Genomic DNA, 21333 nt, shown 5'->3' on the forward strand with positions numbered 1-21333 from the left:
ATGGGAAGGACGGCCCGGGACGGCCGGTATCCGATGGTGGGCCGGACCGCCGGTCGCTACCATCCGCTGTGACCGAAACAGCCGAGACAGCCGAAGAACCCCTGCGCCGCGCACGCATACTCGCCGACCTGACACCCCTGCGGACCTCCGCCGACTACCGGCGGCTCTGGTTCGGGAACACGGTCTCCTGGATCGGGCAGGGGATGACGGCGCTCGCCGTGTCGCTCCAGGTCTACGACATCACCGGGTCCGCCTTCTCGGTCGGGCTCATCGGGTTCTGTTCGTTCCTGCCGATGGTCGTCTTCGGGCTGTACGGCGGTGCGGTCGCCGACACCATCGACCGGCGCAAGCTGGGACTCGCCAGCTCCGCGGGGTCGTTCCTGCTCTCCGTCGCACTGGTCGCCGCCACCGTCGCCGGGGTGGAACAGGTGGGGCTGCTGTACGCGGTCGTCGCCCTGCAGGCGGCCTGCTTCGCGCTCAACGCACCGGCCCGCAGCTCGATGATCGCCCGGCTGCTGCCGGCCGAGCAGCTGCCCGCCGCCAACGCGCTCACCTCCATGACCAGCACCACCGGAACGCTGGTCGGACCGATGCTCGGCGGGCTCGTCGTCGGCTGGTGGGGGTACCGGGCCGCGTACACCGTCGACGCCCTCACCTTCACCGCCTCGCTGTACGCGATGTGGCGGCTGCCCTCGATGCTCCCGCAGCGCGAGGAGGGCGCGGGCGAGAAACGGGCGTCCGTCGCGGAAGGGCTGCGGTTCCTGGGGGCCAGACCCAATCTGCGGATGACCTACCTCACCGACCTGTGCGCCATGGTGCTGGCCCATCCCCGGGCGCTGTTCCCCGTGGTCGCCGTCGTCTGGTTCGGCGGAGACGCGAAGACCACCGGACTGCTGGTCGCCGCTCCGGCGCTGGGGGCGCTGCTCGCCGGGGTGTTCTCCGGCTGGCTGGGACGCGTCCGCCGCCACGGACTCGCCGTGCTCGTCGCCGTCGCCTGCTGGGGCACCGCCATCGCGGTTTTCGGCCTGACCCGCCAGCTCTGGCTCGGGCTGATTCTCCTGGCGCTCGCCGGATGCGCGGACAACACCTCGATGGTTTTCCGGAACACCATGCTCCAGGCGGCCGTTCCGGACGAGATGCGAGGACGGCTGCAGGGCGTGTTCATCGTCGTCGTGGCGGGTGGACCGAGGCTCGGGGACTTCGTGGCCGGATCGGTCGCGGATCTGGCCACGCCGGGCGTGGCGGTGACCGGCGGCGGGATCGCGTGTGTCGTCGCGGTGGCACTGCTGGGGCTGCGGTGGCGCGGATTCGCGCGGTACGACGCGAAGAACCCGCAGCCCTGAGAGCCTGTCGGGTGACCTCGGATCGGATGGCGGACGCGGTCTGGTGCGTGCGATTCCACGGCGACCGACGACAACGCGGGAAGCGTGCGTGCCGGGGCGTGGCCACCCGGTCGGAGGTCATCCGACAGGCTCTGAGCCCCAGTCCTGCGACGGCCGGGGCCCCACGACGCTCCGGGCGACGCCCAGTTCCACCAGGTCCTGGGGACGAAGTCGCAGTTGGTCGGCGGTGGCACGCACCTCGTCCGGACCGCGCTTCAGGATCGCCGCCGCCAGTTCCGGGGCGATGACCGAGAAATAGCTGTCCCGGGTGACATGGGTGTTCTCCGGTGACGCGAGCGCCAGTGCGCCGCCCGAACCGCCCTCGCCGATCACCAGGGTCGTGACCGGGACCCCGGCCCCGGCGATCGCCGCGAAGGCGTCCGCGATGGCCGCGCCCGCGCCCGCCCGTTCCGCCTCGGCGTCGTTCGCCGCGCCCGGGGTGTCGACCAGGGTGAGCACGGGAACGCCGAGCCGGTCGGCCAGCCGGATCACCCGGGCCGCGGTGCGGTAGCCGGCCGGACGGGTCGCGGTGCCGCACTGGGCGACGTACGCGATCGTCCGCCCGTCGCGCCGTCCGAAACCGCAGCGCAGCCCCGGATCCGTACCACCGCAGCGGTCGCCGCTGAGCGGCAGCAACTGGTCGAAGTACGCGTCCAGATACGCCTCCGCGCGGGGCCGGGAGGGGGAGCGGGCCTGCCGGACCGCGTCCCAGCCGGTCACGGGGAGGTCCGTGGCGCGCAGGGCGTCCGGCACGGGAGCGGGTTCGGGGGGCCGGGAACCGCCGGCCTGGAGTGCCCGCAGCCAGCCGGCCACCGTTCGCGGGAGCTCCGCCCGGGGGACGACCGCGTCGATCTGGCCCGCGGCCAGCTGGCCCTCGGCGGTGTAGGCCTGCGGATCCGCGTCCACGGGCCGCACCCGGGAACCGGCGAACCCGACCTGGGCGCCCGGCAGCGCCAGGATCACATCGGCGCCGGCCCCCAGCGTGGCCCAGCCGCCGCCCGTCGTCGGGTCGCGCAGAACCGCGAGCTGCGCGGGACCGGCCGCCCGCAGCCGTGCCGAGGCGCGGGCCACGCGCTGCAGCTGGGTCAGGGCGACCATGCCCTCCTGCATCCGGCTGCCGCCCGTCGCGATGAGCGAGACCAGCGGAAGTCCCGAGGTCCGGGCGGCCTCGTAGGCGGCCTCCAGCCGGTCCCCGGTGCACCGGCCCAGCGAGCCGCCCAGGAAACCGAACTCGAACGAGACCAGGACACAACGTATGCCGCCCACGGAGGCCAGGCCGTGGACGACCGACTCCGCCTCGCCGGTACGGGCGGCGGCGCGGGCCCGGGAGTCCGCGTACCCGGCCCAGGAGAGGGGGCCGTCCCCGGCGGGGCCGGGTGCGACGGATGGGGTGAGCTCCTCGAACTCGGTGGTGACGGCCGCGATCGCCGCCCGCGCCGTCAGCCGCTCAGACACCGAGCGACCGCTTCATGATCTTGCCCAGGTCGTTGCGGGGCAGCGCCTCCAGATAGCGGACCGTGCGCGGGCGCTTGTGCGGGGCCAGCTGGGCGGCCACATGATCTGCGAGTTCGTCCTCGGCCGGGGGCGCGGCGGGGTCGGCCGGCACCACCCAGGCGACGATCCGCTCGCCCAGATCCGGATCCGGCTCACCGGTGACGGCGGCCTCGCGGACGCCCGGGTGATCGAGGAGCGCGTTCTCGATCTCACCGGCGCCGATCTTGTACCCGCCGCTCTTGATCAGATCGGTGGCCTTCCGGCCGACGATCCGTACATAGCCGTCGGGGTCACGGGTGGCCATGTCCCCCGTCCGGAACCAGCCGTCCCCGGTGAGCGCGGCGGCCGTGGCGTCGGGGCGGTTGAGATAGCCGGTGAAGAGGTTCGGGCCGCGCACCTGGATCTCGCCGATGGCGTCGGGGTCGGTGAGGACGGTGCCGTCCTCCTCCACCAGACGGAGTTCCACGCCGCGCAGGGGCGCGCCGACCGTGCCGGGGCGCGGCTCGCCGTCGGCCCGGACGCCGGTGTTCATCAGGGTCTCCGTCATGCCGTACCGCTCGATGACCCCGCGACCGGTCGCCGCCGCGATCCGCTCGTGGTCGTGGACCGGCAGCGCGGCCGACCCGGACACCAGCAGCCGGGCCCCCGCCAGTGCCTTCGCCAGCCCGGCCGCGCCGGGGCCACAGGCGTCGAGGGCCTCGGCCAGCCGGTGGTACATGGTCGGCACGCCGAAGAGCATGGTGCCGCCGGACGACAGCTCCCGGGCCACTTTGTCGATGGAGAACCCGCCCAGGTGCCGCACCGATCCGCCACGGCGCAGCGGACCGAGCACGCCCAGGATCAGACCGTGCACATGGAACAGCGGCAGGGCGTGGACGAGCACGTCGTCGCCGGTCCACTGCCAGGCGTCCTCCAGCGCGTCCAGTGACGCGGCGATGGCCCGGCGCGGCAGGATCGCCCCCTTGGGCGGGCCCGTGGTGCCGGAGGTGTAGACGATCAGCGCGGGGGATTCGGGGGAGGGCTCGGGGAGCGCGGCGCCCTCCTCGACGGCCGGGGCGGTGTCGACGTCGATGCGCTCCAGGGCGGCCAGCGCCGGCGGGAGCACGTCCCCCGCCCCGGCCAGCACCAGGTCCGGTTCGCTGTCGGCCACGATGTGTTCGAGCTCGCGCGTCCCCGTCCTCGGGTTGAGCGGCACCGCCGGTACCCCGGCCTGCAGCGCCGCCACGACGGCGACCACGGTCCCGGGCGTGGGTGTGGCCCAGACGGCGACCCGTCCGGCGCCGGCCAGACGGGCGGCGAGCGCGGTGGAGGCGGTGGCCAGCCGGGCGTAGGTCATGGAGTGTTCGCCGAACCGGGTGGCCTCCCGGACGGAAGCGTCGGCCGGTACGCACAGGAGAGGAGTCACCCACCGCACCCTAACGGCCCACCCCACGACAGGGAGCGGGCTTGCGGCGTTCCGCGACTGCGGTGCGGTGTCGTCGTCGGTCGACGACGCCCGCGTCCGTGGCGCTGTGGAGTGCCCGCACCCGTGGGGCCGGGCCCCACTCCCGCTGGAGGCCCCGCATGCGTCCGTACGCGTACGCGCACCCCGCCGGCGCCAGATCCGACAGCAGCATGAAACCGATCGAGTACGACCCCTTCGCGCTGTGGATCGCCCCCATCACGAGCGGTGGTACGAAATCGCCCAGGCCCCCCGTCGCACCCACGATCCCCGTACGCTGCCCACCTTCGCCTGCGGTGTCACCTGCGAGACCAGGGCGAAGACGCTGCCGCTCGCCGTGCCCAGGCCCGCCGCCATGCGGAGCAGCGCGATCGTGCCGCCCGGCGCCGGTGCCGGGTCGAAGGCCTGGACGATCGCCGTCAGGGCGGCCAGGCCGAGCGCCGCCGCTGTGACCAGGGCCGGGTGGGCGCGGTCCGACAGCCGGCCGCCGAGCGGCCGGAGGACGACCGTGACCAGGGCGAAGCCGGCCGCCTTCGTTCCGGCGTCGGTCGGCGGGAGGCCGTACCAGGTCTTCAGATACGTGGGCAGGTAGACACCGAACGCGACCATTCCGCCGAAGCCGATCGCATACGGCGCCGACAGCTCCCCGTGACCGGCAGCCGCCCCGCCGCACCCAGCCGGTGGGCCGGTGAGCCGGTCGGCACCGGTCGGTCCGGGCGGTCGGCGACCAGCACCGCGTACATCACGAGCGCCGCCGATCGCGAACGTCGTACCGCCCAGGCCCAGCAGAAAGCCCACGACGAGCATCGCGTCGTAGGAGTCCCTCGCCGGGATCAGCAGCACGGGCACGACGGTCAGCGCCTGGACCAGCGGGAACATCAGCCGCGCACCGTATCCGTCGGTGAGCTCGCCCGGGATCCGGCCCGGCGAACGGCCGGCACCGGCTCCGGACGCGACGTGCGAAGCCATGAATCGGACATAGCTGCGACAATCGCAGTATGGACCGGCTGGACAGGGAAATCCTCGGCATCCTGCAGGAGGATGCCCGGATCTCGTACCGCGATCTGGGTGTGCGAGTGGGTCTCAGCGCGAACGCCGCGGCCGACCGGGTGCGGCGGCTGCGGCGCGACGGGGTCATCCGCGGCTTCACCGTGATCATCGATCCTGCCGCCGACACCCGCACGGGCCTGGTCGTCTTCATCGATGTGACGCTGCGGATCGACACGACGAACGAGGTGTTCGAACGGTCGGTGCTCGCTCTGCCCGGCATCACCGAGGTGATCCATGTGACCGGCGGCCACGACTATCTCGTACGGGCCACCGTCGCCGACACCGCGGCCCTGGACGGACTGCTGCGCAGGCTGAAGCGGGAAGCCGGTGTCGCCCACTCCAACACCCGCATCGCGCTCAGAGCGGCGCCTGCCAGATGACGGTCGACGAGCGCGAGCCGTCCTCGTCGCGGCCGTCGTCGGCCACGGCCAGCCGGACCGCGGGCCTTCCGTCCGGCAGCACCGTCGTCGCGTCCACCTCCACCTCGATGGCCGACACCCCCGGCCGCCGGTGCGCGGCGGCGAGCGCGCCGCGCAGCGCGGCGAGGAGCTGCCGGCCCACGGGCTCCCGGACCAGGGCGTCGACCGCCCCGTCGAAGTGCACCGAGGGCTGGAAGCCGAGGACGGCCGCGGCGCCCCCGGTCTCCCGCAGCACCAGTCCGCGGAAGGTCGCGGGGGACTCGGCGGGCGGCTGCTGGAGGGCGAAGATCGCCGTCCGTACTTCCTGAATGGTCGAGTCCAGCTCGTCGACGGCCCTGCCGAGCAGCTCGTCGGTCTCCGGGGCGGTGGTCCGGCGGCGGGTCGACTCCAGCATCATCTCGGTCGCGAACAGCCGCTGGACGACCAGGTCGTGCAGATCCCGGGCGATCCGGTCCCGGTCCTCGTACACCGCGAGCTGTTCCCGGTTGTGCTGGGCGTCCGCCAGGACCAGGGCGAGCGCGGCCTGCGAGGCGAACTGCGAAGCCAGTTGCCGGTCCACGGCGGTGTAGGGGCGGGCACCGCGCCGCCGGGGCAGGGCGAGAGTGCCGATCAGTCGCCCGCCGCTCTGCAGCGGCAGCATCATGCTGGGGCCGAACCGCGACCGCACATGCGTCGTCATCCGGGGGTCGCTCGCCGAGTCCTCGATGAACACCGGTTCCCCGCCCAGCAGCTGGACCAGAACGGCGGAGCCGGGCTCGATGGTCGTACCGACGATCCCGGCCGGGTCGTCGCGCGTGGACGCGGTGACGATCTCCATCCCGCCCTCCTCGGTCGGCTGGAGGATCACCCCGGCACTGGCGTCGGCGAGCGTTCTGGCCGCTTCGGCGACGGTCATCAGCGCGTCGGCCGCGTTCCCGCCCGTCAGCAGGGTGGTGGTGACGGCGGCCGCCCCCTCGATCCAGCGCTCCCGCTGCCGGGCCGCCTCGTACAGCCGGGCGTTGCCGATCGCGATTCCGGCCTGCGAGGCCAGCACCCGCAGCAGTGCCATGTCCGTGTCGGTGAAGCGGCCGGTGCGTTTCTCGGTGAGGTAGAGATTCCCGAAGACCTGGCCCTGCACCCGGATCGGCGCCCCGAGGAAGGAGTGCGCGGGCGGATGGCCGGGGGGCACCCCGCAGGAGCGCGGATCGGCGGACAGATCGTCGCAGCGCAGCGGCTGCGCCTCGTCGATGAGGATGCCGAGCAGCCCCGAGTGTCCGTCCGGGAGGCGGCCGATGCGCCGGCGCTCCTCGTCGTCGAGGCCCGAGGTGAACAGCTCGCTGATGGTGCCGAGTTCGGGATCGAGCACGCCGAGTGCGCCGTACCGGGCGCCGGTCAGTGCCGTGGCGGTGTCCACGAGCTGCTGGAGGGTGGCCCGCAGTTCGAGATCGGTGCCGACGCTCAGCACCGCTTCCAGGAGCACCGGCAGCCGGGGCGACGGCGCGGTGCCGGACGGGCCGGCCGTACCCTCGCCCGAGGGTTCCGCGGTTGTGTCCGCCGCGTCTTCGGTCATGCGCCGCACCCCTCGGGGGTGTTCAGCAGGCGAGCGGGTCGAGGACCAGCGGCTGGATCTGACCGTCCAGCATCGCGCCGAGTCCCAGCACGGAGGAGACGTCGGGCCGTTCCGCGATGTGTACGGGCACGCCCGTGGCCTCCCGCAGCATGTGGTCGAGACCGGGCAGCAGCGCGCTGCCCCCGACCATCATGATTCCGCAGTCGGCGATGTCGGCGACCAGGTCGGGCGGGCAGTCCCGCAGGATCTTGCCGAGGCCGTCGAGCACCGCGGTCAGCGGCGCATGGATGGCCTGGCGCACGGCCGCGGTGTCGACGTGCACCGAGCGGGCCAGGCCGGTCGCCACGTCACGGCCGTGGATCTCGGTCGTGGCGGGTCCGTGCGCGGTCAGACCGCTGCCGCTGAGCGCCAGTTGCAGCGGGCGTACGGACTGGCTCGGCAGCATCAGCTCGTGGTGCTGGCGCAGATGCTGGATCACCGCGTGGTCGATGGCGTCGCCCCCGATCGGGATGCGTACGGCGGTCACGATCGAACCGAGGGAGAGCACGGCGATCTGGGTGGTCGCCGCCCCGCACACCATGATCATGGAGGCGGTCGGCTGTTCGACGGGGAGCCCGCAGCCGACGGCCGCCGCGATCAGTGTGTCGACCAGCTCGACCCGCCGGGCGCCCAGCCCGACCAGGGTCTCGACGGTGGCCCGCTGGGCGAGCGGATCGCTGTCGTGCGGGGTGCAGGCGGCGGCCCGCAGCCGGGGCTTGCGGCGCAGCTGGCGGCGGAGCTTCTCGCCGAGCAGCTGGCGGAGCATGCGCTGGGCCATGTCGATGTCGATGACCGTTCCGCCGGTCACCGGGCGGAGCACCCGGATGTAGTCGGGGGTGCGGCCCGTCATCTGTTCGGCGAGTTCGCCGACGGCGATGAGTGAGCCGGTACGGGTGTTCACGGCGGCGGCGCTCGGTTCGTCGACGACGAGCCCGAGTCCCTTGACGTACACACGGGTCCGGGCGGCCCCGAGGTCGACGGCGACATGGCAACGGCGCAATTGCTCGAGGCTGACGGTCACGGCGGGTTCTCCCGGGTGCGCGGATGGGGGTACCGGCGGCAGCCGGCTCTCCTGGCATCGTGCGCCGTTCGGAGTCATCGCGCGCGTCGGGGAGAGCCGTAGGAGGGACGGGGCTGACGGGGTGACAGAGGAGCGGGGTACCCGGAGGTCAGCCGGGCAGCAGTCGCTGGAACAGCCCCCAGGTGAATTCGGCGACATGGCATTCACCCGTTCCGGGCGCGTTGATCGCGAGCGCCCACCGGGTCGGCGCGCTGCCCTCCATCGGGCGGGCCGGTGCGAAGGCCCGTGCGACCTCGTCCACCGTGGCCGACCAGGGACGCAGATCCTCGACCGCGCGCAGCTCGGGACCCGCCCTCCCCGGCGTCCGGACCAGCCATTCGTTCCATACCGCCCCGCCCGGCGCGACCATCACCTCGAACCGCAGATCCGGCCAGAGCGGCACCGGCCACAGCAGGGCGTCGCACTCCAGGTCGCCGATCGTGCGGTGCGCGGTCGATTCGGGCTCGCCGAGCACCGAGCGGTAGCGGCGCAGGGCGCCCCGCCCGCGGGGCGCCCGCACCATGGCCTGCCAGCGGCGGTTGGCCTCGCGCATCTCAGCGAGCGAGGCGCTCAGCTCCTGCCGGGCGTCGGCGACGAGATCCGGTTGATGGTCGGCCATCCGGCGCAGCAGCACGAGCTGGAACTCACGAGGGCCGAAAGGTGGTGGCGCGGTCACGGAATCAACAGTTCCACACAGAACCCTCACACGAGCGGCTTTCTACGTCGTCCTACAGGCATCTAATCTGCGGGCGCCATGGATTATTGCCACCCGTGTCAGCGGCATCTCAACGGTGCCCTGGCCTGTGCCGGATGCGGAACCCCCGTCGAGGCGCTGAGCCCGTACGTCACGCCCGCGCTCTCCGGTCACGAGCCGGACGCGGTGCACGAGACGCCCGTACCGACCCGTCCCGGCGGCCGACGCCGCCGGGGGCGCGGTGCCGACCGGCCCGCGCGCGCCGGCCACGGATCCCGCGGGGCGGGCCGACGGGACGAGGGAGAGGGGTCCGCCGCCCGGGAGGGGCGCGGTCGGCGCGCACACCGCCGCCGTGGCCGGACGGCCCTGTTCACCGTCCTCGGGGTGGTGCTCGCGGCCGGGGCGCTGAGCCTGGCCGAGCTGGCCATCGAGCCGAACGGCGACGACCGCGCCTCGGACTACGTACGCGAATCGACCGAGGTCACGTCCGAACCGGCCCCGGACCCCTCGGCGAGCGACGCGCCCGAGCGGCCCGGTCCGGTCGACGGCCCCTCCGTGCTCCCGGTCACCGACGCGCACACCGCCGACGCCACGGGCTCGGGCGCCGGCACGGCGACCGGCGACGCCCGTCCCGAGGGCTCCGGCGCCGAGTCCGGCCCGGCCTCCGCCGCGCCCCCGGCCGCCACGGATCCGTCGCCCGACCCCGGCACCGACGAGGAAACGCCCGCCGACCCGTCGGACCCCGTCCGGCCCGGCGGTGGCCCGACCTCGTCGGCACCGGCGACGTCGTCCGGTCCGACGCCCGGCCCCACCCCCACTCCGGCACCGACCCGGTCCGAGACGTGCTGGTTCCTGTGGTTCTGCTCGTGAGCGGTCCGTCCGGCCGCGCGGACTCGGGTCGAGCCGTTTCCTCAGTCGCCGGACGGGCCTGACTCGCCCAGCATCCTCCGCAGCAGGTCCCGCAGGACGGCCCGGTCCTCGTCCGACAACTCGGCAAGGGGCTCCCGGGCGAAGGTGAGCGAATCGCGCAGCTGCTGCGCCGTGCGGACGCCCTTCTCCGTCGGGGCGGCCAGCTTCACCCGCCGGTCGGCCGGATCCGGCCTGCGCTCGACCAGTCCGCGCGACTCCAGCCGGTCGACGATCCCGGTGACGTTCGACGGCTCGCACTTCAGCTTCTTGGCGATCCTGCGCATGGGCATCGGCTCCAGGGAGAGCAGCCCCAGGACGCGCGCCTGGGCGCCTGTGAGCGAGTGGGCCGCCGCGGCCTCGTCGTACTCCTCGTAGTAGCGCGCCACGACGGTGCCGATGAGTTCGACGACTTCGAGGGTCAGAGGGTCTGTCCGAGGGGTGGCCATGACACCCAGGATAACCGGTTACTTGACAATATGAAATATTGAGGAGCATGGTTGTTTCACATCATGAAGCATTTCCGCTTTACCGGTCCGCCCCGGCCGACCGGCGAAGCCTCCCCCACCCCGTGAGGCACTGAGGAGACCCCGAGCCCATGTCTGCAGCACTTCCCACGTCCGGCCGTGAATGGCACCTGGTCGCCCGCCCCCACGGCTGGCCGAAGGCCGAGGATTTCGCGCTGCGTGAGGCCCCGGTCACCGCCCCCGGCGAGGGCCGCGTCCTGGTCCGCAATCTGCACTTCTCGGTCGACCCCTACATGAGGGGAAGGATGAACGACGTGAAGTCGTACACCCCGCCCTTCGCACTCGACCGCCCCATGGACGGCGGCGCGGTCGGCGAGGTCATCGCCTCGAACGCGGAGGGCATCGCGGTCGGCGACCACGTTCTGCACGGCCTCGGCTGGCGTGAGTACGCCGAGGTCCCGGCCGGGCGCGCCGTGAAGGTCGATCCGTCGCTCGCCCCGCTCTCCGCCTACCTCGGCGTGCTGGGCATGACCGGACTCAGCGCCTACGCGGGGCTGTTCGAGGTCGCCTCGTTCAAGGAGGGCGACGCCGTCTTCGTCTCCGGCGCGGCCGGTGCGGTCGGCAGCCAGGTCGGCCAGATGGCGAAGCTCAAGGGTGCGTCGCGGGTCATCGGCTCGGCCGGTTCCGACGAGAAGGTCAAGCTCCTCGTGGAGGAGTACGGCTTCGACGCGGCCTTCAACTACAAGAACGGCCCGGTCGCCGAGCAGTTGCGCGAGGCCGCCCCCGACGGCATCGACGTCTACTTCGACAATGTCGGCGGCGAGCACCTCGAAGCGGCGATCTCCTCGCTCAATGTGCACGGCCGTGTCACCGTCTGCGGAATGATCGCCCAGTACAACGCCACCGAGCCGACCCCCGGCCCGCGCAACCTCGCCCTGGTCATCGGCAAGCGGCTGCGGATCCAGGGCATGCTCGTCGGCGATCACGCCGCGCTCCAGCCGCAGTTCGTCCAGGAGGTCGCCGGCTGGCTGGCCTCGGGCGAGCTGAAGTACCGCGAGACCTTCGTCGAGGGCATCGAGAACGGCTTCGACGCCTTCCTCGGACTGCTGCGCGGCGAGAACACCGGGAAGATGGTCGTTTCCCTCGCCTGACAGCCGCTCCGGCACAGGCGTTAGGCTCATCCACAGGCCGCCGCGATCGTGGGCGCGAGTCGCGGCGCACAGCAGAAGGATATTTCCGACATGGCTCTTCAGGACATCACCGTTGCCTACACCGCCGTCGCCACCGCCGAGAACGGCCGTGACGGCCGCGTCTCGTCCGACGACGGCAACCTCGATGTCATCGTCAACCCGCCCAAGGCCATGGGCGGCAGCGGCGCCGGCACCAACCCGGAGCAGCTCTTCGCGGCCGGCTACAGCGCCTGCTTCCAGGGCGCCCTCGGGGTCGTGGCCCGCCAGGAGAAGGCCGACATCTCCGGCTCCACGGTGACCGCCGCGGTCTCCATCGGCAAGACCGCCGAGGGCGGCTTCGGCCTGGAGGTCGCGATCAGCGCCACCATCCCGAACGTCGACGCCGCCACCGCGCGCTCGCTCGTCGAGAAGGCCCACCAGGTGTGCCCGTACTCGAACGCCACGCGCGGCAACATCAAGGTCGAGCTGTCGGTCGCCTGACCGCTCACCGCCGGCCGAGGGCCGCACCCCGCCGGGGTGCGGCCCTCGGCCGTGCACGGGCCGCACGGCGACGGGAGCGTCCCCCGGCCCCAGTACGCTGACGCCATGCGTGATCTGGGGGCGGGCTTCGGCTACTTGATAAAAGGACAGCGCTGGGTGGGCCGGCACGGCCGCTGGTTCGGCTTCGGGCTGCTGCCCGGCCTCATCACCCTCGTGCTGTACGTGGCGGCGCTCGTCGGCCTCGGTCACGGCGCCGACGATCTGGTGAGCTGGGCGACGCCCTTCGCCGACGACTGGTCCTCGCCCTGGGCCGATCTGCTCCGCACCACCCTGACCGTGCTGGTCTTCGCCCTCGGGCTCTTCCTCGCGGTGATCACGTTCACCGCGGTGACGCTGCTGGTCGGCCAGCCCTTCTACGAGTCGCTGTCCGAGCAGGTCGACCGCACCGAGGGCGGCGAGGTCCCCGAGTCCGGGCTGTCGCTCTGGCGCGAGCTGTGGATCTCCGCCCGCGACAGCATCCGCATCCTGGTGAGGGTGGGGTTGTACTCGGTGCTGCTCTTCGCTCTCGGATTCATTCCGGTCGTCGGCCAGACGGTCGTCCCGGTGATCGGTTTCTGCGTCACCGGCTACTTCCTCTCCGAGGAACTCACCGCCGTCGCGCTCCAGCGCCGCGGCATGGTCCTGAAGGACCGCCTCGATCTGCTGCGCGGCCGCCGCATGCTGACCCTCGGCTTCGGCGTACCGCTGGGGCTCGCCTTCCTGGTCCCGTTCGTGGCCGTCTTCCTGATGCCGGGCGCCGTCGCCGGGGCCACGCTGCTGGCCCGGGACCTGGTCGCGCCCGACGAGGACGAGGGCGCGGCCCCCGCCCCGTACACCCTCGACAAGGGCTGAGGGGATCCGTCCCCATGACCGAGATCGTCGCCGTCGCCGTCATCACCGTCCTCGCCGTCGTCAGTCCGGGCGCGGACTTCGCGATGGTCGTCCGCAACAGCTGCCTGTACGGCCGTACGACGGGGCTGCTCGGCGCCGTCGGAGTCGCCGCGGGGGTGCTCGTCCACGTCACGTACACGATGCTCGGCGTCGGGCTGCTGATCGCCTCGTCCACCGCCCTGTTCACCGCGATCAAGCTGGTCGGCGCGGCCTATCTCGTCTACATCGGGGTACGGACCTTCCTCGCCCGCGACGATCTCGGAATCGATCTGGACTCGAAGCCGCGGCTGACCCCGTTCGCGGCCCTGCGCACCGGTTTCCTCACCAACGCGCTGAACCCCAAGACCACGCTGTTCGTCGTGTCGACCTTCACCCAGGTCGTCGGGCCCACGACCGGCCTGTGGGAGCAGGCCGGTTACGGGTTGTTCATGTCCGTCGCGCATCTCGGCTGGTTCGGCCTGGTCGCGCTGTTCTTCTCGAACGCGCGGCTGCGCACCGCGATGCTGCGGTGGCAGAAGGCCCTCAACCGGGGCATCGGATCGGTGCTCGTCGGACTGGGCGTCACCCTGGGCCTGGGCGGGCATTGAAGATCCTGGCCGGGCTCGTGTCGAGATCCTCAGCACCCCCCCGGCCCGCCGAGCGACGCCGGCCCGCACGGCGTCAGCTGGTGTGCACCTCCAGCGCCGCCCGGACCGCGGACTCCAACGCCCCTTCGATCCAGGCCGGCTTGACCGAGGTGTGGCAGCCGGCGAAGTGCAGCGGCCCCTCGACCGAGCGCACATCGGCGAACAGCTCGGTGTGCTGGCCCGGCAGCAGCACCGACGCCTCGCCGTACGCGTACGGATCGCGCATCCACGACTGGGTGGCGCCGACGCCCGTGTAGAAGACCTCGACGCGCTGCCCGTACACGTCCTGCACCCCGCCCAGGGCGTGCGGATAGCGTTCGTCGTCGTCCAGCGAGTCCCACTTCAGCGCGTCGTCGGCCCAGCTGTACGAGGCGAGGACCACCCCGCCCGCGCTCTTCTCCACCGGGTGGGACGGTTGGAACATGAAGCGGTTGGGGTTGTCGGTGACCGATCCGCCGCCGATGACGTGCGCCGCCTCGGGCTGGTTGCGTGCGTCGGCGCGGTACGCCGCGTAGTGCACGCGCTGGTTGGGCGGGAGGTGTCCGGGGGGTACGGAGGGGTGGGCGCCCAGCAGCGAGCCGTCGGCCGGTGCCTTGCCCCGACGGTAGGCGTCGTACAGGCCGGGCCTGATCCTCTCCAGCTCGGTCTTCCAGTCCTTCTCCTCGAACTCCCACCAGCGGCGGCTGAATTCGAGCAGCACCTTGGTCGCCGCGTCGTAGTGGATCTCGGTGATCGCGCGCCGCTTGCCGTACGAGAGCGCGGGAGCGACCGGGATGTGGCGCAGTCCGGAGAACGGCACGGTGATGACGGCCCGGTCGCCGGTGAACGTCTCGCGCACGAGCGGCTTGCCGTCGCGGCCCTCGGACACCGTCTCGACCCGGACGCCGCCCGCGCCGTGGCTGATCCTGGTGGCCCGGCGGTCCAGCCGCACGATGTCGTGGACCCGCTCGTACATGGCGTCGGCGAGCGTGGCCGTGCCGCCCGGCAGTTCGAAGAACGCGGTGTCCGGGCTGATCAGCGAGGCACCGATGAAGCTGTGCACAAAGGCGAGATGGAGCCGGGAGGTGAGGTTCTCGACCGTGCCGATGAGGTCGATGGTCCGTTCGTCGAGTTTGGCCGCCTCGGTCAGGAAGCGGTACATCGACCAGTGTCCGTACCGCTGGATCACCCGCGCCCAGCCCTCGACGAGCTCGCTGCCCTCCTTGCCCTCGAACTCCTTGCGCACGGGTGCGAAGGCCTCGCGCACGATCGTCGCGGCGGTCTTGTTCTCGAACTCCGCGGGGACGCCGAACGAGCGGTTGACCGCCTGCGGCTTCGCCGCGTAGTCGGCCTTGCGCATCCGGACGCCGTTGACGTGGATCCAGGTGCGGTTGGCCGGCCGGCCCTCGGCGTCGACATCGACCAGGTAGAAGCGGCGGCGCTTCAGATCGAAGCTGTCGATGAGCCCGGTGACCAGCGGGTGGCTGTCGGGGATCCGCATGGCGCCGGCCTCGGCGTACTGATTCGGGTCCGCGAACGGCGCCTTCGCGTTCTCGTGGCCGCCCTTGCGGAAGGTCTTGATCCGGCCGCCGACACGGTTGCCGTTGGCCTCGATCACGGTGACGGTGTGCCCGGCGCTGCGGAGCAGATGGGCGGCGGTGAGCCCGGCCGGGCCGGCACCGACGACCAGCACCTTCCTGGGGGCGTTGCGGCTGCGCGGCAGGCCCCCGTTCAGCAGGATGTCGCGGTAGCGGGGGACCAGCGGCTGGTCCTGTTCGTCGCGTACGAGGATGGCGCGGGCGATGGTCAGGCAGGTCGCCCAGTCCGATCCGGCGGCGGCCGGGGCGAGCGCGGTGCCGGATGCGGCGGCGTCAACGGCGGCGGGGGCGGCGGCACTTGCGGTGCCGACGGCGTTCGCGGCAAGGGCGGCGGCACCGGCGGCGGCGCCCGTGATCACGGTGCGTCGTGAGGGCAGGCCGGAAGAAGGTCCGGCGGTCTCGGAAGTCATGCGCCCCACCCTGGGGCGCCCCGGACGGTGCTCGGTGCCCGGACGCGCGTAGACCGCTCGGAAATCACCCGTAGGTGACGTTCATCGATCTTGTCGTACCGGTTTCGTCGCAGGCCGTGTCATGCGGGAGGGTTCTCCGGGACGTGCGGTTCCGGCGGGCCCAGCAACGTCAGGAAATCCTGGAACGCCACGGACATGTCCACCGATTCCGGGTCCAGCAGCCACTGGTACTGAAGCCCGTCCATCACCGCCACCAGCAGCGGCGCCGCGCGCTCCGGCGTCAGGCCGCCCGGCAGTCGGTCGCCGTACTCCGCGCGCAGCGTCGTCACCATGCTCGCCCGGACCTGGGTGTAGCGGCGGGTGAAGAACTCACGCGCGGGGTGACCCTCCGTCACGCTCTCGCCGAGCAGCGCCGAGAACGTCTGGACGATGCCGGGCCGCATCGCGTTGTACTCGACGAGCGAGGCCAGCAGATCGGTCCGCCACCTGCCGTCGCTCCGGGTCCCGCCGCCGGTGTCCCACTGGTCGCGCTGCTCCAGCACGGCGACGAGCAGCGCCTCCTTGGTCGGGAAGTAGTGCAGGAGCCCCTGCTGGCTGAGGCCGACCCGCTCGGCGACGGCGCTCAGCGAGGCGCCGCGGTAGCCGCGCTCGGCGATCACTTCGAGAGCGGCGCGGAGAATCTCCGCCCGCCGCTCCGTGCTTCTGGCCCGCGCCATCGCCCCGGCCCCTTTCGGTGCTCCATCGGTCCCGCACCAGGACCGTACGCCATCCCGATAAATCACAGACCGATAACGAACCCTACTGCTCTACCGGTCATGCGGTCACTATGGAGACATTCAGTGCAGGACACCGACGAGGAGGTACGGCCGTGGCAGGCGCGTCCACACCCACCCACCCCGATGCGGCCCGCGACGCCGCGGTCGAAGCGGCGTTGTCCGCACTCGGGCTCGACGACAAGGCGCGGCTGCTGGCCGGGCAGGACATGTGGTCGCTGCCCGCGCTGCCCGCCGTGGGACTCCGCTCCCTGGTGATGTCCGACGGGCCGATCGGCGTCCGCGGGGTCGCCTGGAGCGCCGACGACCCCTCCGTCGCGCTGCCCTCGCCCACCGCGCTCGCCGCGACCTGGGACCCGGACCTGGCCCGCCGGGCCGGCCGGCTGCTGGCCCAGGAGGCCCGCCGCAAGGGAGTGCACGTCCTCCTCGCCCCGACCGTGAACCTCCACCGTTCCCCGCTCGGCGGGCGCCACTTCGAGACGTACAGCGAGGACCCGTACCTCACCGGCGAGATCGGCACCGGCTATGTGCGCGGTGTGCAGGACGGCGGTGTCGGCACCACCGTCAAGCACTTCGTCGCCAACGATGCCGAGACCGAACGCTTCACCGTCGACAACCTCGTCGCCCCGCGCACCCTGCGCGAGATCTACCTCGCCCCGTTCGAGCGCATCGTCAAGAACGCCCACCCCTGGGGCATCATGGCCGCCTACAACCGGGTCAACGGCTCCACCATGACCGAGCACCGCTATCTGCAGAACGCGGTGCTGCGCGGCGAATGGGGCTTCGACGGCTACATCGTCTCCGACTGGCTGGCCGCCCGCTCCACCGTCGCCGCCGCGAAGGGCGGCCTCGACGTCGCCATGCCGGGCCCGAAGACCGTCTACGGCAAGGCGCTCGCCGACGCCGTGCGCGCCGGTGAGGTCGAGGAGTCCGTCGTCGACGGGGCCGTACGGAACGTGCTGCGGCTGGCCGCCCGCGTCGGCGTCCTGGACGGCGCCCCGCCGGTCGTCGACGAGGCGGCGCATCCCGCGACCGTCGACGGCGACGCGCTGGCCCGCGAGATCGCCCGCCGCTCCTTCGTCCTCGTGCGCAACGAACACGCCGCGCTCCCCGTCGACCCGGCCGCCGTACGCAAGGTCGCGCTCAGCGGGGCGCTGGCCCGGGACGCCCGTGTCCTCGGCGGCGGTTCCGCCCAGGTCTTCCCGCACCACGTCGTCTCGCCGCTGGACGGCCTCACCGCGGCCCTCCCCGAGGGCGTGCTCGACTACAGGGTCGGCGCCGACCCGAACAACGAACTCACCCCCGCCGAGCAGGGCTTCGACCTGAAGGCCGTCTGCCGCGACGCCTCCGGCACCGTCATCGGCTCGGCCCCGCTGCGCAGCGGCACCGTGCAGTGGACCGGCACGGACTTCCCCGCGGGTGTGACCCCGAAGATGCTGCACAGCGTCGAGATCACCGGCACCTTCGTCCCGCGCGACGACGGCGAGCACGTCTTCGGCACCCGCGGCACCGGAGCGCTCACCCTCACCGTCGCGGGCGAGACCCTGTACGACGAGATCCACCGGGTCACCGGCTCGACCGACCCCGGCGAGGCGTTCTTCGGCAACCCGCTGGAGCGCGGCCGGGTCGCCCTCACCGCGGGCGAACCCGTCGAGGTGTCGCTGCGGCAGATCCCCGACACCCTGGGCGACGACGCGCCGATCCCCGGCGTCTCGTTCTCCCTGTGCCACCTCGGGCCGCGCCGCGACCCCCAAGAACTGATCGCCGAGGCGGTCGAGGCGGCCCGTGCCGCGGACACCGCGATCGTCGTCGTCGGCACCACCGAACGCGTGGAGTCGGAAGGCTTCGACCGCACCGACCTCAGGCTCCCCGGCCACCAGGACGACCTGGTCAGGGCCGTCGCCGCCGTCAACCCGAACACCGTCGTGATCGTCAACTCCGGTTCCCCGGTGGAGCTTCCGTGGCGCCAGGAGGTCGCCGCGGTCCTGCTCAGCTGGTTCCCCGGCCAGGAGGCCGGCCACGCGCTGGCCGACGTCCTGCTCGGCGCCGAGGAACCCGGCGGCCGCCTCCCCACCACCTGGCCGGTGGCGCTCGCCGACGTCCCGGTCTCGAACACCACCCCCACCGACGGCGAACTCCGCTACGAGGAGGGCGTCTTCGTCGGCTACCGGGCCTGGGAGAAGGCAGGCACCGAGCCCGCCTACCCCTTCGGCCACGGACTCGGCTACACCACCTGGGAGTACGAGAGCCTGACGGCCGGCTCCGACACCGCCACCGTCCGCCTCCGCAACACCGGCACCCGGCCGGGCGCCGAGACCGTCCAGCTCTACCTGGCGCCCCGGGACGACACCGCCGAACGCCCGATCCGCTGGCTGGCCGGCTTCGCGCGGGTCGAGGCGGCGCCCGGCGAGAGCGCCGAAGCGGTGATCGCACTGGAGCGGCGCGCGTACGAGATCTGGGACGAGGAAGCGTACGACTGGGCCCTCGTCCCCGGCACGTACGAGGTGCAGGCGGCCCGTTCGCTCGCTGACGTACGCCTGACGGCGGCCGTGGAGATCAAGGAGTAGCGGGCCGGGGGAACGGAACCGGAAGGGCCCCGCAACGGCACCTGACGCCGCTGCGGGGCCCTTCCTCCGCTCAGCGCACCGTGAATCCGTACACCGTCGTCGAGACGTGCTCCTCGCCCGGCCGCAGCACCGTGCTCGGGAATTCGGGGCGGTTCGGGGAGTCCGGGAAGTGCTGGGTCTCCAGCGCGATCCCGGCGCACGGGCCGAACGGCCGGCCGTCGAAGTGGTCCGCCGTGTACAGCTGCATGCCCGGTTCCGTCGTGGTGACGGTCAGGACCCGCCCCGACGCCGCGTCGTACAGCTCGGCCGCGGGCCCCGACCCGGTCCCGTCCAGCACGAAGTTGTGGTCGTAGCCCGCCCCGACCGGCTTCGGCTCGCGGAAGTCGAACCGGGTCCCGTCCACCGGCAGGAACTCGCCCGTCGGCAGCGACTCGGCGTCCGCCGGAGTGATCCGCCCGGCCGCGATCCGCAGCACCTGCCCGAGCGCGCTGCCGCTGTCGGCGCCCGCGAGATTCCAGTACGTGTGATTCGTCAGGTTCAGCACCGTCGGGGCGTCCGTCGTCGCCCGGTACGTGATCCGCAGCGCCCCGCCCTCGTCCAGCGTGTACGTCACCGACACCGACAGACGCCCCGGGAAGCCCTCCTCGCCGTCCTCGGAGACCAGGGACAGCTCGACGCCGTCCGCCACCCCACGCGCCCGCCACACGTGCTTGTCGAAGCCCCTGGCCCCGCCGTGCACATGGTTGCGCCCCTCGTTCCGCGTCAACCGGTGCGTGTGTCCGTCCAGCTCGAAACAGGCACCGCCGATCCGGTTCGCGTACCGCCCGACCAGCGCCCCGAAGTAGGGGCCGGAGAACGTCTCGTACCCGGCGATGTCGGGCAGCCCGAGCGCGACGTCCGCCCGCGTCCCGTCCCGGCCCGGCACCTCGACCGACTGCACGATGCCGCCGTACGTCAGGACGCGCACCCGCGTGCCGTCCCGCTCCAGCGTCCAGCGGTGCACGACGGCACCGTCCGCGAGGGCGCCGAACTCTTCCGTACGCAGCACTGTGCTCGAACCCGTGTCCATGATCACGGAGCCTACGCGGGCGGCCGGGCCGCGGTGACATTGCGGTAGGCGATCTCCGCCAGCCGGGCCTGTCCGTTGCGCCCCGGGTGGAACCAGTCCCACTGGCTGAGCTGCTTTCCGGTGAACCGGTAGCCGTAGACCGCCCCGCCGTCGTATCGGCAGCGCAGATCCTTCGCGCAGACCTCCCGCAGCACCCCGTTGTACGCCACGACCCGCTCCTGCACCGAGGCACGCCGGGCCACGGCCCCCGCGCCCATGTCGTCCGCGTCGCCCAGCATCGACTGACAGATCCCCAGCTTCCAGATCTGCTTGCCCAGCGGGTTGCCGCGCCCCGTCTGCCAGAGCCGCATCAGATCCGGCACGCTCGACACGTACACCTGCGCCTTCGGTGCCCCGGAGCGCAACTGACGCATCGCCGCCTCGAAGGACGCCCGGAAATCCGCGACCGGCGTCATGAAGCGCGCCGAGTCCCGGCAGGCGTCATTGGCGCCGATCATCACCGTCACCAGATCCGGCTTCTCCTTCGCCGCCAGCGCCATCTGCTCCGGCAGCTGAGCGATCCTGGCCCCCGTCTCGGCGTGGTTCCAGCTGCGCGAGGCGGCCCCCGACTCACCGAGCAGCCGCACGGCGAGGCTGCGCACCTCGCTGTCCGTGCCGGTCGCCCAGGACACCTCGGGGCAGTCGGCCAGCACAGAACAGGCGTCGAAGCCGCGGGTGATCGAGTCGCCGACGGCGGCCACCGACCCCGGACTGCGGTCCCAGACCGGACCGGGCCTGGCGGACGGCTGCCGCTGCCCGGAGGCCGACCCCTTCGTCGTCCCGTCCCGGTCGGCGTCGCAGCCGGTCAGAACGGCGACGCCGAGCAGCGAGACCACCGCCAGGACAGCGGTCGCGGTGCGCGAACGGTGACGGGCGGAACGATCCTGCATCCCTTGGTTCCCCTCGTTTATGCCCCCGGCAATCCCTTGCGGCACCGGGTGGAGGGCCCGGGTGCCCCGCAGGGTGAAAGCTCAGCGAATGAAGTGCCCAGGACCGACCGTACGTCACACCTGGACCGCCGCCGCGCGGTAGCTTTTCCTCGTCGAACCAGCGGCGCATTCCCTCACCCGGCTCCACTCGGGTGGCTTTCTGTAAATCACATCACGTCACATACTGTCCCTTTTCAGGAGTTTCACCCCGATGCTGTTTACTGATGACAACCTCGGGAGCC

At 72.3% G+C, this 21333-nt stretch carries 18 protein-coding genes and 1 pseudogene; 8 read left to right on the forward strand and 11 right to left on the reverse strand.

The genetic code is table 11. The annotated features are described in order from the left end of the window. Positions 1 to 68 precede the first annotated feature (68 nt). Positions 69 to 1343 carry an MFS transporter gene (locus ACIRP2_RS03070; RefSeq protein ID WP_404245935.1) on the forward strand — a complete coding sequence of 425 codons (1275 nt, stop codon included), beginning with the start codon at positions 69 to 71 and terminating at the stop codon, positions 1341 to 1343. A gap of 117 nt (positions 1344 to 1460) precedes the next feature. Here the strand turns inward: ACIRP2_RS03070 and ACIRP2_RS03075 are convergent, their stop codons facing one another. From ACIRP2_RS03075 to ACIRP2_RS03085, 3 genes and pseudogenes are all read right to left on the reverse strand, one after another. Then, complete coding sequence (locus ACIRP2_RS03075) at positions 1461 to 2837, reverse strand: carboxyl transferase domain-containing protein (protein ID WP_404245937.1); 1377 nt, start codon at positions 2835 to 2837, stop codon at positions 1461 to 1463. Further along, the gene (locus ACIRP2_RS03080; RefSeq protein ID WP_404245939.1) at positions 2830 to 4290 is read right to left on the reverse strand and encodes an acyl-CoA synthetase; all 1461 of its coding nucleotides are present in this window, start codon (positions 4288 to 4290) and stop codon (positions 2830 to 2832) included. The genes ACIRP2_RS03075 and ACIRP2_RS03080 overlap by 8 nt, the downstream gene beginning before the upstream one ends. 130 nt (positions 4291 to 4420) lie before the next feature. Next, positions 4421 to 5325, reverse strand: a pseudogene (locus ACIRP2_RS03085) (MFS transporter); the annotation flags it as partial. Between ACIRP2_RS03085 and ACIRP2_RS03090 the strand changes: the two are divergent. Next, a complete protein-coding gene (locus ACIRP2_RS03090) occupies positions 5316 to 5747 on the forward strand; it encodes an Lrp/AsnC family transcriptional regulator (protein WP_351075681.1) in 432 nt (143 codons plus the stop codon). The pseudogene ACIRP2_RS03085 and the gene ACIRP2_RS03090 overlap by 10 nt on opposite strands. On the opposite strand, the gene ACIRP2_RS03095 is transcribed toward ACIRP2_RS03090, so the two are convergent. The 3 genes from ACIRP2_RS03095 to ACIRP2_RS03105 form a co-directional block, all read right to left on the reverse strand. Further along, positions 5725 to 7335, reverse strand: a complete 1611-nt coding sequence (locus ACIRP2_RS03095) for a GAF domain-containing protein (protein WP_404245942.1) — start codon at positions 7333 to 7335, stop codon at positions 5725 to 5727. The genes ACIRP2_RS03090 and ACIRP2_RS03095 overlap by 23 nt on opposite strands. A 22-nt stretch (positions 7336 to 7357) precedes the next feature. Beyond that, complete coding sequence (locus ACIRP2_RS03100; RefSeq protein ID WP_404245944.1) at positions 7358 to 8395, reverse strand: rod shape-determining protein; 1038 nt, start codon at positions 8393 to 8395, stop codon at positions 7358 to 7360. A gap of 148 nt (positions 8396 to 8543) precedes the next feature. Further along, positions 8544 to 9110 (reverse strand): hypothetical protein, encoded by a 567-nt coding sequence (locus ACIRP2_RS03105; protein WP_404245946.1) that lies wholly within the window; start codon positions 9108 to 9110, stop codon positions 8544 to 8546. Between the two features lie 78 nt (positions 9111 to 9188). On the opposite strand from ACIRP2_RS03105, the gene ACIRP2_RS03110 reads away from it, so the two are divergent. Further along, positions 9189 to 9998, forward strand: coding sequence for a hypothetical protein (locus ACIRP2_RS03110; protein ID WP_404245948.1), 810 nt, complete (start codon positions 9189 to 9191; stop codon positions 9996 to 9998). A 41-nt stretch (positions 9999 to 10039) separates the two neighbouring features. Here ACIRP2_RS03110 and ACIRP2_RS03115 read toward each other — a convergent pair whose 3' ends face one another. Further along, entirely contained in the window at positions 10040 to 10483 is a 444-nt protein-coding gene (locus ACIRP2_RS03115) for a MarR family winged helix-turn-helix transcriptional regulator (protein ID WP_404245950.1), read from the reverse strand. A gap of 149 nt (positions 10484 to 10632) precedes the next feature. On the opposite strand from ACIRP2_RS03115, the gene ACIRP2_RS03120 reads away from it, so the two are divergent. The 4 genes from ACIRP2_RS03120 to ACIRP2_RS03135 all read left to right on the forward strand — a co-directional run bounded on the left by ACIRP2_RS03120 (position 10633) and on the right by ACIRP2_RS03135 (position 13688). After that, positions 10633 to 11652, forward strand: a complete 1020-nt coding sequence (locus tag ACIRP2_RS03120; RefSeq protein WP_404245952.1) for an NADP-dependent oxidoreductase — start codon at positions 10633 to 10635, stop codon at positions 11650 to 11652. 90 nt (positions 11653 to 11742) lie between these two features. Then, positions 11743 to 12171 carry an organic hydroperoxide resistance protein gene (locus ACIRP2_RS03125; protein ID WP_376217023.1) on the forward strand — a complete coding sequence of 143 codons (429 nt, stop codon included), beginning with the start codon at positions 11743 to 11745 and terminating at the stop codon, positions 12169 to 12171. Positions 12172 to 12276: 105 nt separating this feature from the next. Then, positions 12277 to 13062: an EI24 domain-containing protein gene (locus ACIRP2_RS03130; RefSeq protein ID WP_404245955.1), complete on the forward strand. Its 786-nt coding sequence runs from the start codon at positions 12277 to 12279 to the stop codon at positions 13060 to 13062. 14 nt (positions 13063 to 13076) lie between these two features. Beyond that, complete coding sequence (locus tag ACIRP2_RS03135) at positions 13077 to 13688, forward strand: LysE family transporter (protein WP_404245957.1); 612 nt, start codon at positions 13077 to 13079, stop codon at positions 13686 to 13688. 73 nt (positions 13689 to 13761) lie between these two features. On the opposite strand, the gene ACIRP2_RS03140 is transcribed toward ACIRP2_RS03135, so the two are convergent. Then, complete coding sequence (locus tag ACIRP2_RS03140) at positions 13762 to 15714, reverse strand: flavin monoamine oxidase family protein (RefSeq protein ID WP_404245959.1); 1953 nt, start codon at positions 15712 to 15714, stop codon at positions 13762 to 13764. A 119-nt stretch (positions 15715 to 15833) separates the two neighbouring features. Next, the gene (locus ACIRP2_RS03145) at positions 15834 to 16430 is read right to left on the reverse strand and encodes a TetR/AcrR family transcriptional regulator (RefSeq protein WP_404245961.1); all 597 of its coding nucleotides are present in this window, start codon (positions 16428 to 16430) and stop codon (positions 15834 to 15836) included. Between the two features lie 110 nt (positions 16431 to 16540). Here ACIRP2_RS03145 and ACIRP2_RS03150 point away from each other — a divergent pair, with 110 nt between their 5' ends. Further along, positions 16541 to 19054 carry a glycoside hydrolase family 3 protein gene (locus tag ACIRP2_RS03150; protein WP_404245963.1) on the forward strand — a complete coding sequence of 838 codons (2514 nt, stop codon included), beginning with the start codon at positions 16541 to 16543 and terminating at the stop codon, positions 19052 to 19054. A gap of 70 nt (positions 19055 to 19124) precedes the next feature. Here the strand turns inward: ACIRP2_RS03150 and ACIRP2_RS03155 are convergent, their stop codons facing one another. Together ACIRP2_RS03155 and ACIRP2_RS03160 are read right to left on the reverse strand one after the other, a co-directional pair. Continuing rightward, the gene (locus tag ACIRP2_RS03155) at positions 19125 to 20123 is read right to left on the reverse strand and encodes an aldose epimerase family protein (protein ID WP_404245965.1); all 999 of its coding nucleotides are present in this window, start codon (positions 20121 to 20123) and stop codon (positions 19125 to 19127) included. Positions 20124 to 20134: 11 nt separating this feature from the next. Further along, positions 20135 to 21052 carry an SGNH/GDSL hydrolase family protein gene (locus ACIRP2_RS03160; RefSeq protein ID WP_404245967.1) on the reverse strand — a complete coding sequence of 306 codons (918 nt, stop codon included), beginning with the start codon at positions 21050 to 21052 and terminating at the stop codon, positions 20135 to 20137. Between the last annotated feature and the right edge of the window lie 281 nt (positions 21053 to 21333).

The organism is Streptomyces sp. NPDC101194 (genome assembly GCF_044767885.1).
Lineage (GTDB): Bacteria > Actinomycetota > Actinomycetes > Streptomycetales > Streptomycetaceae > Streptomyces.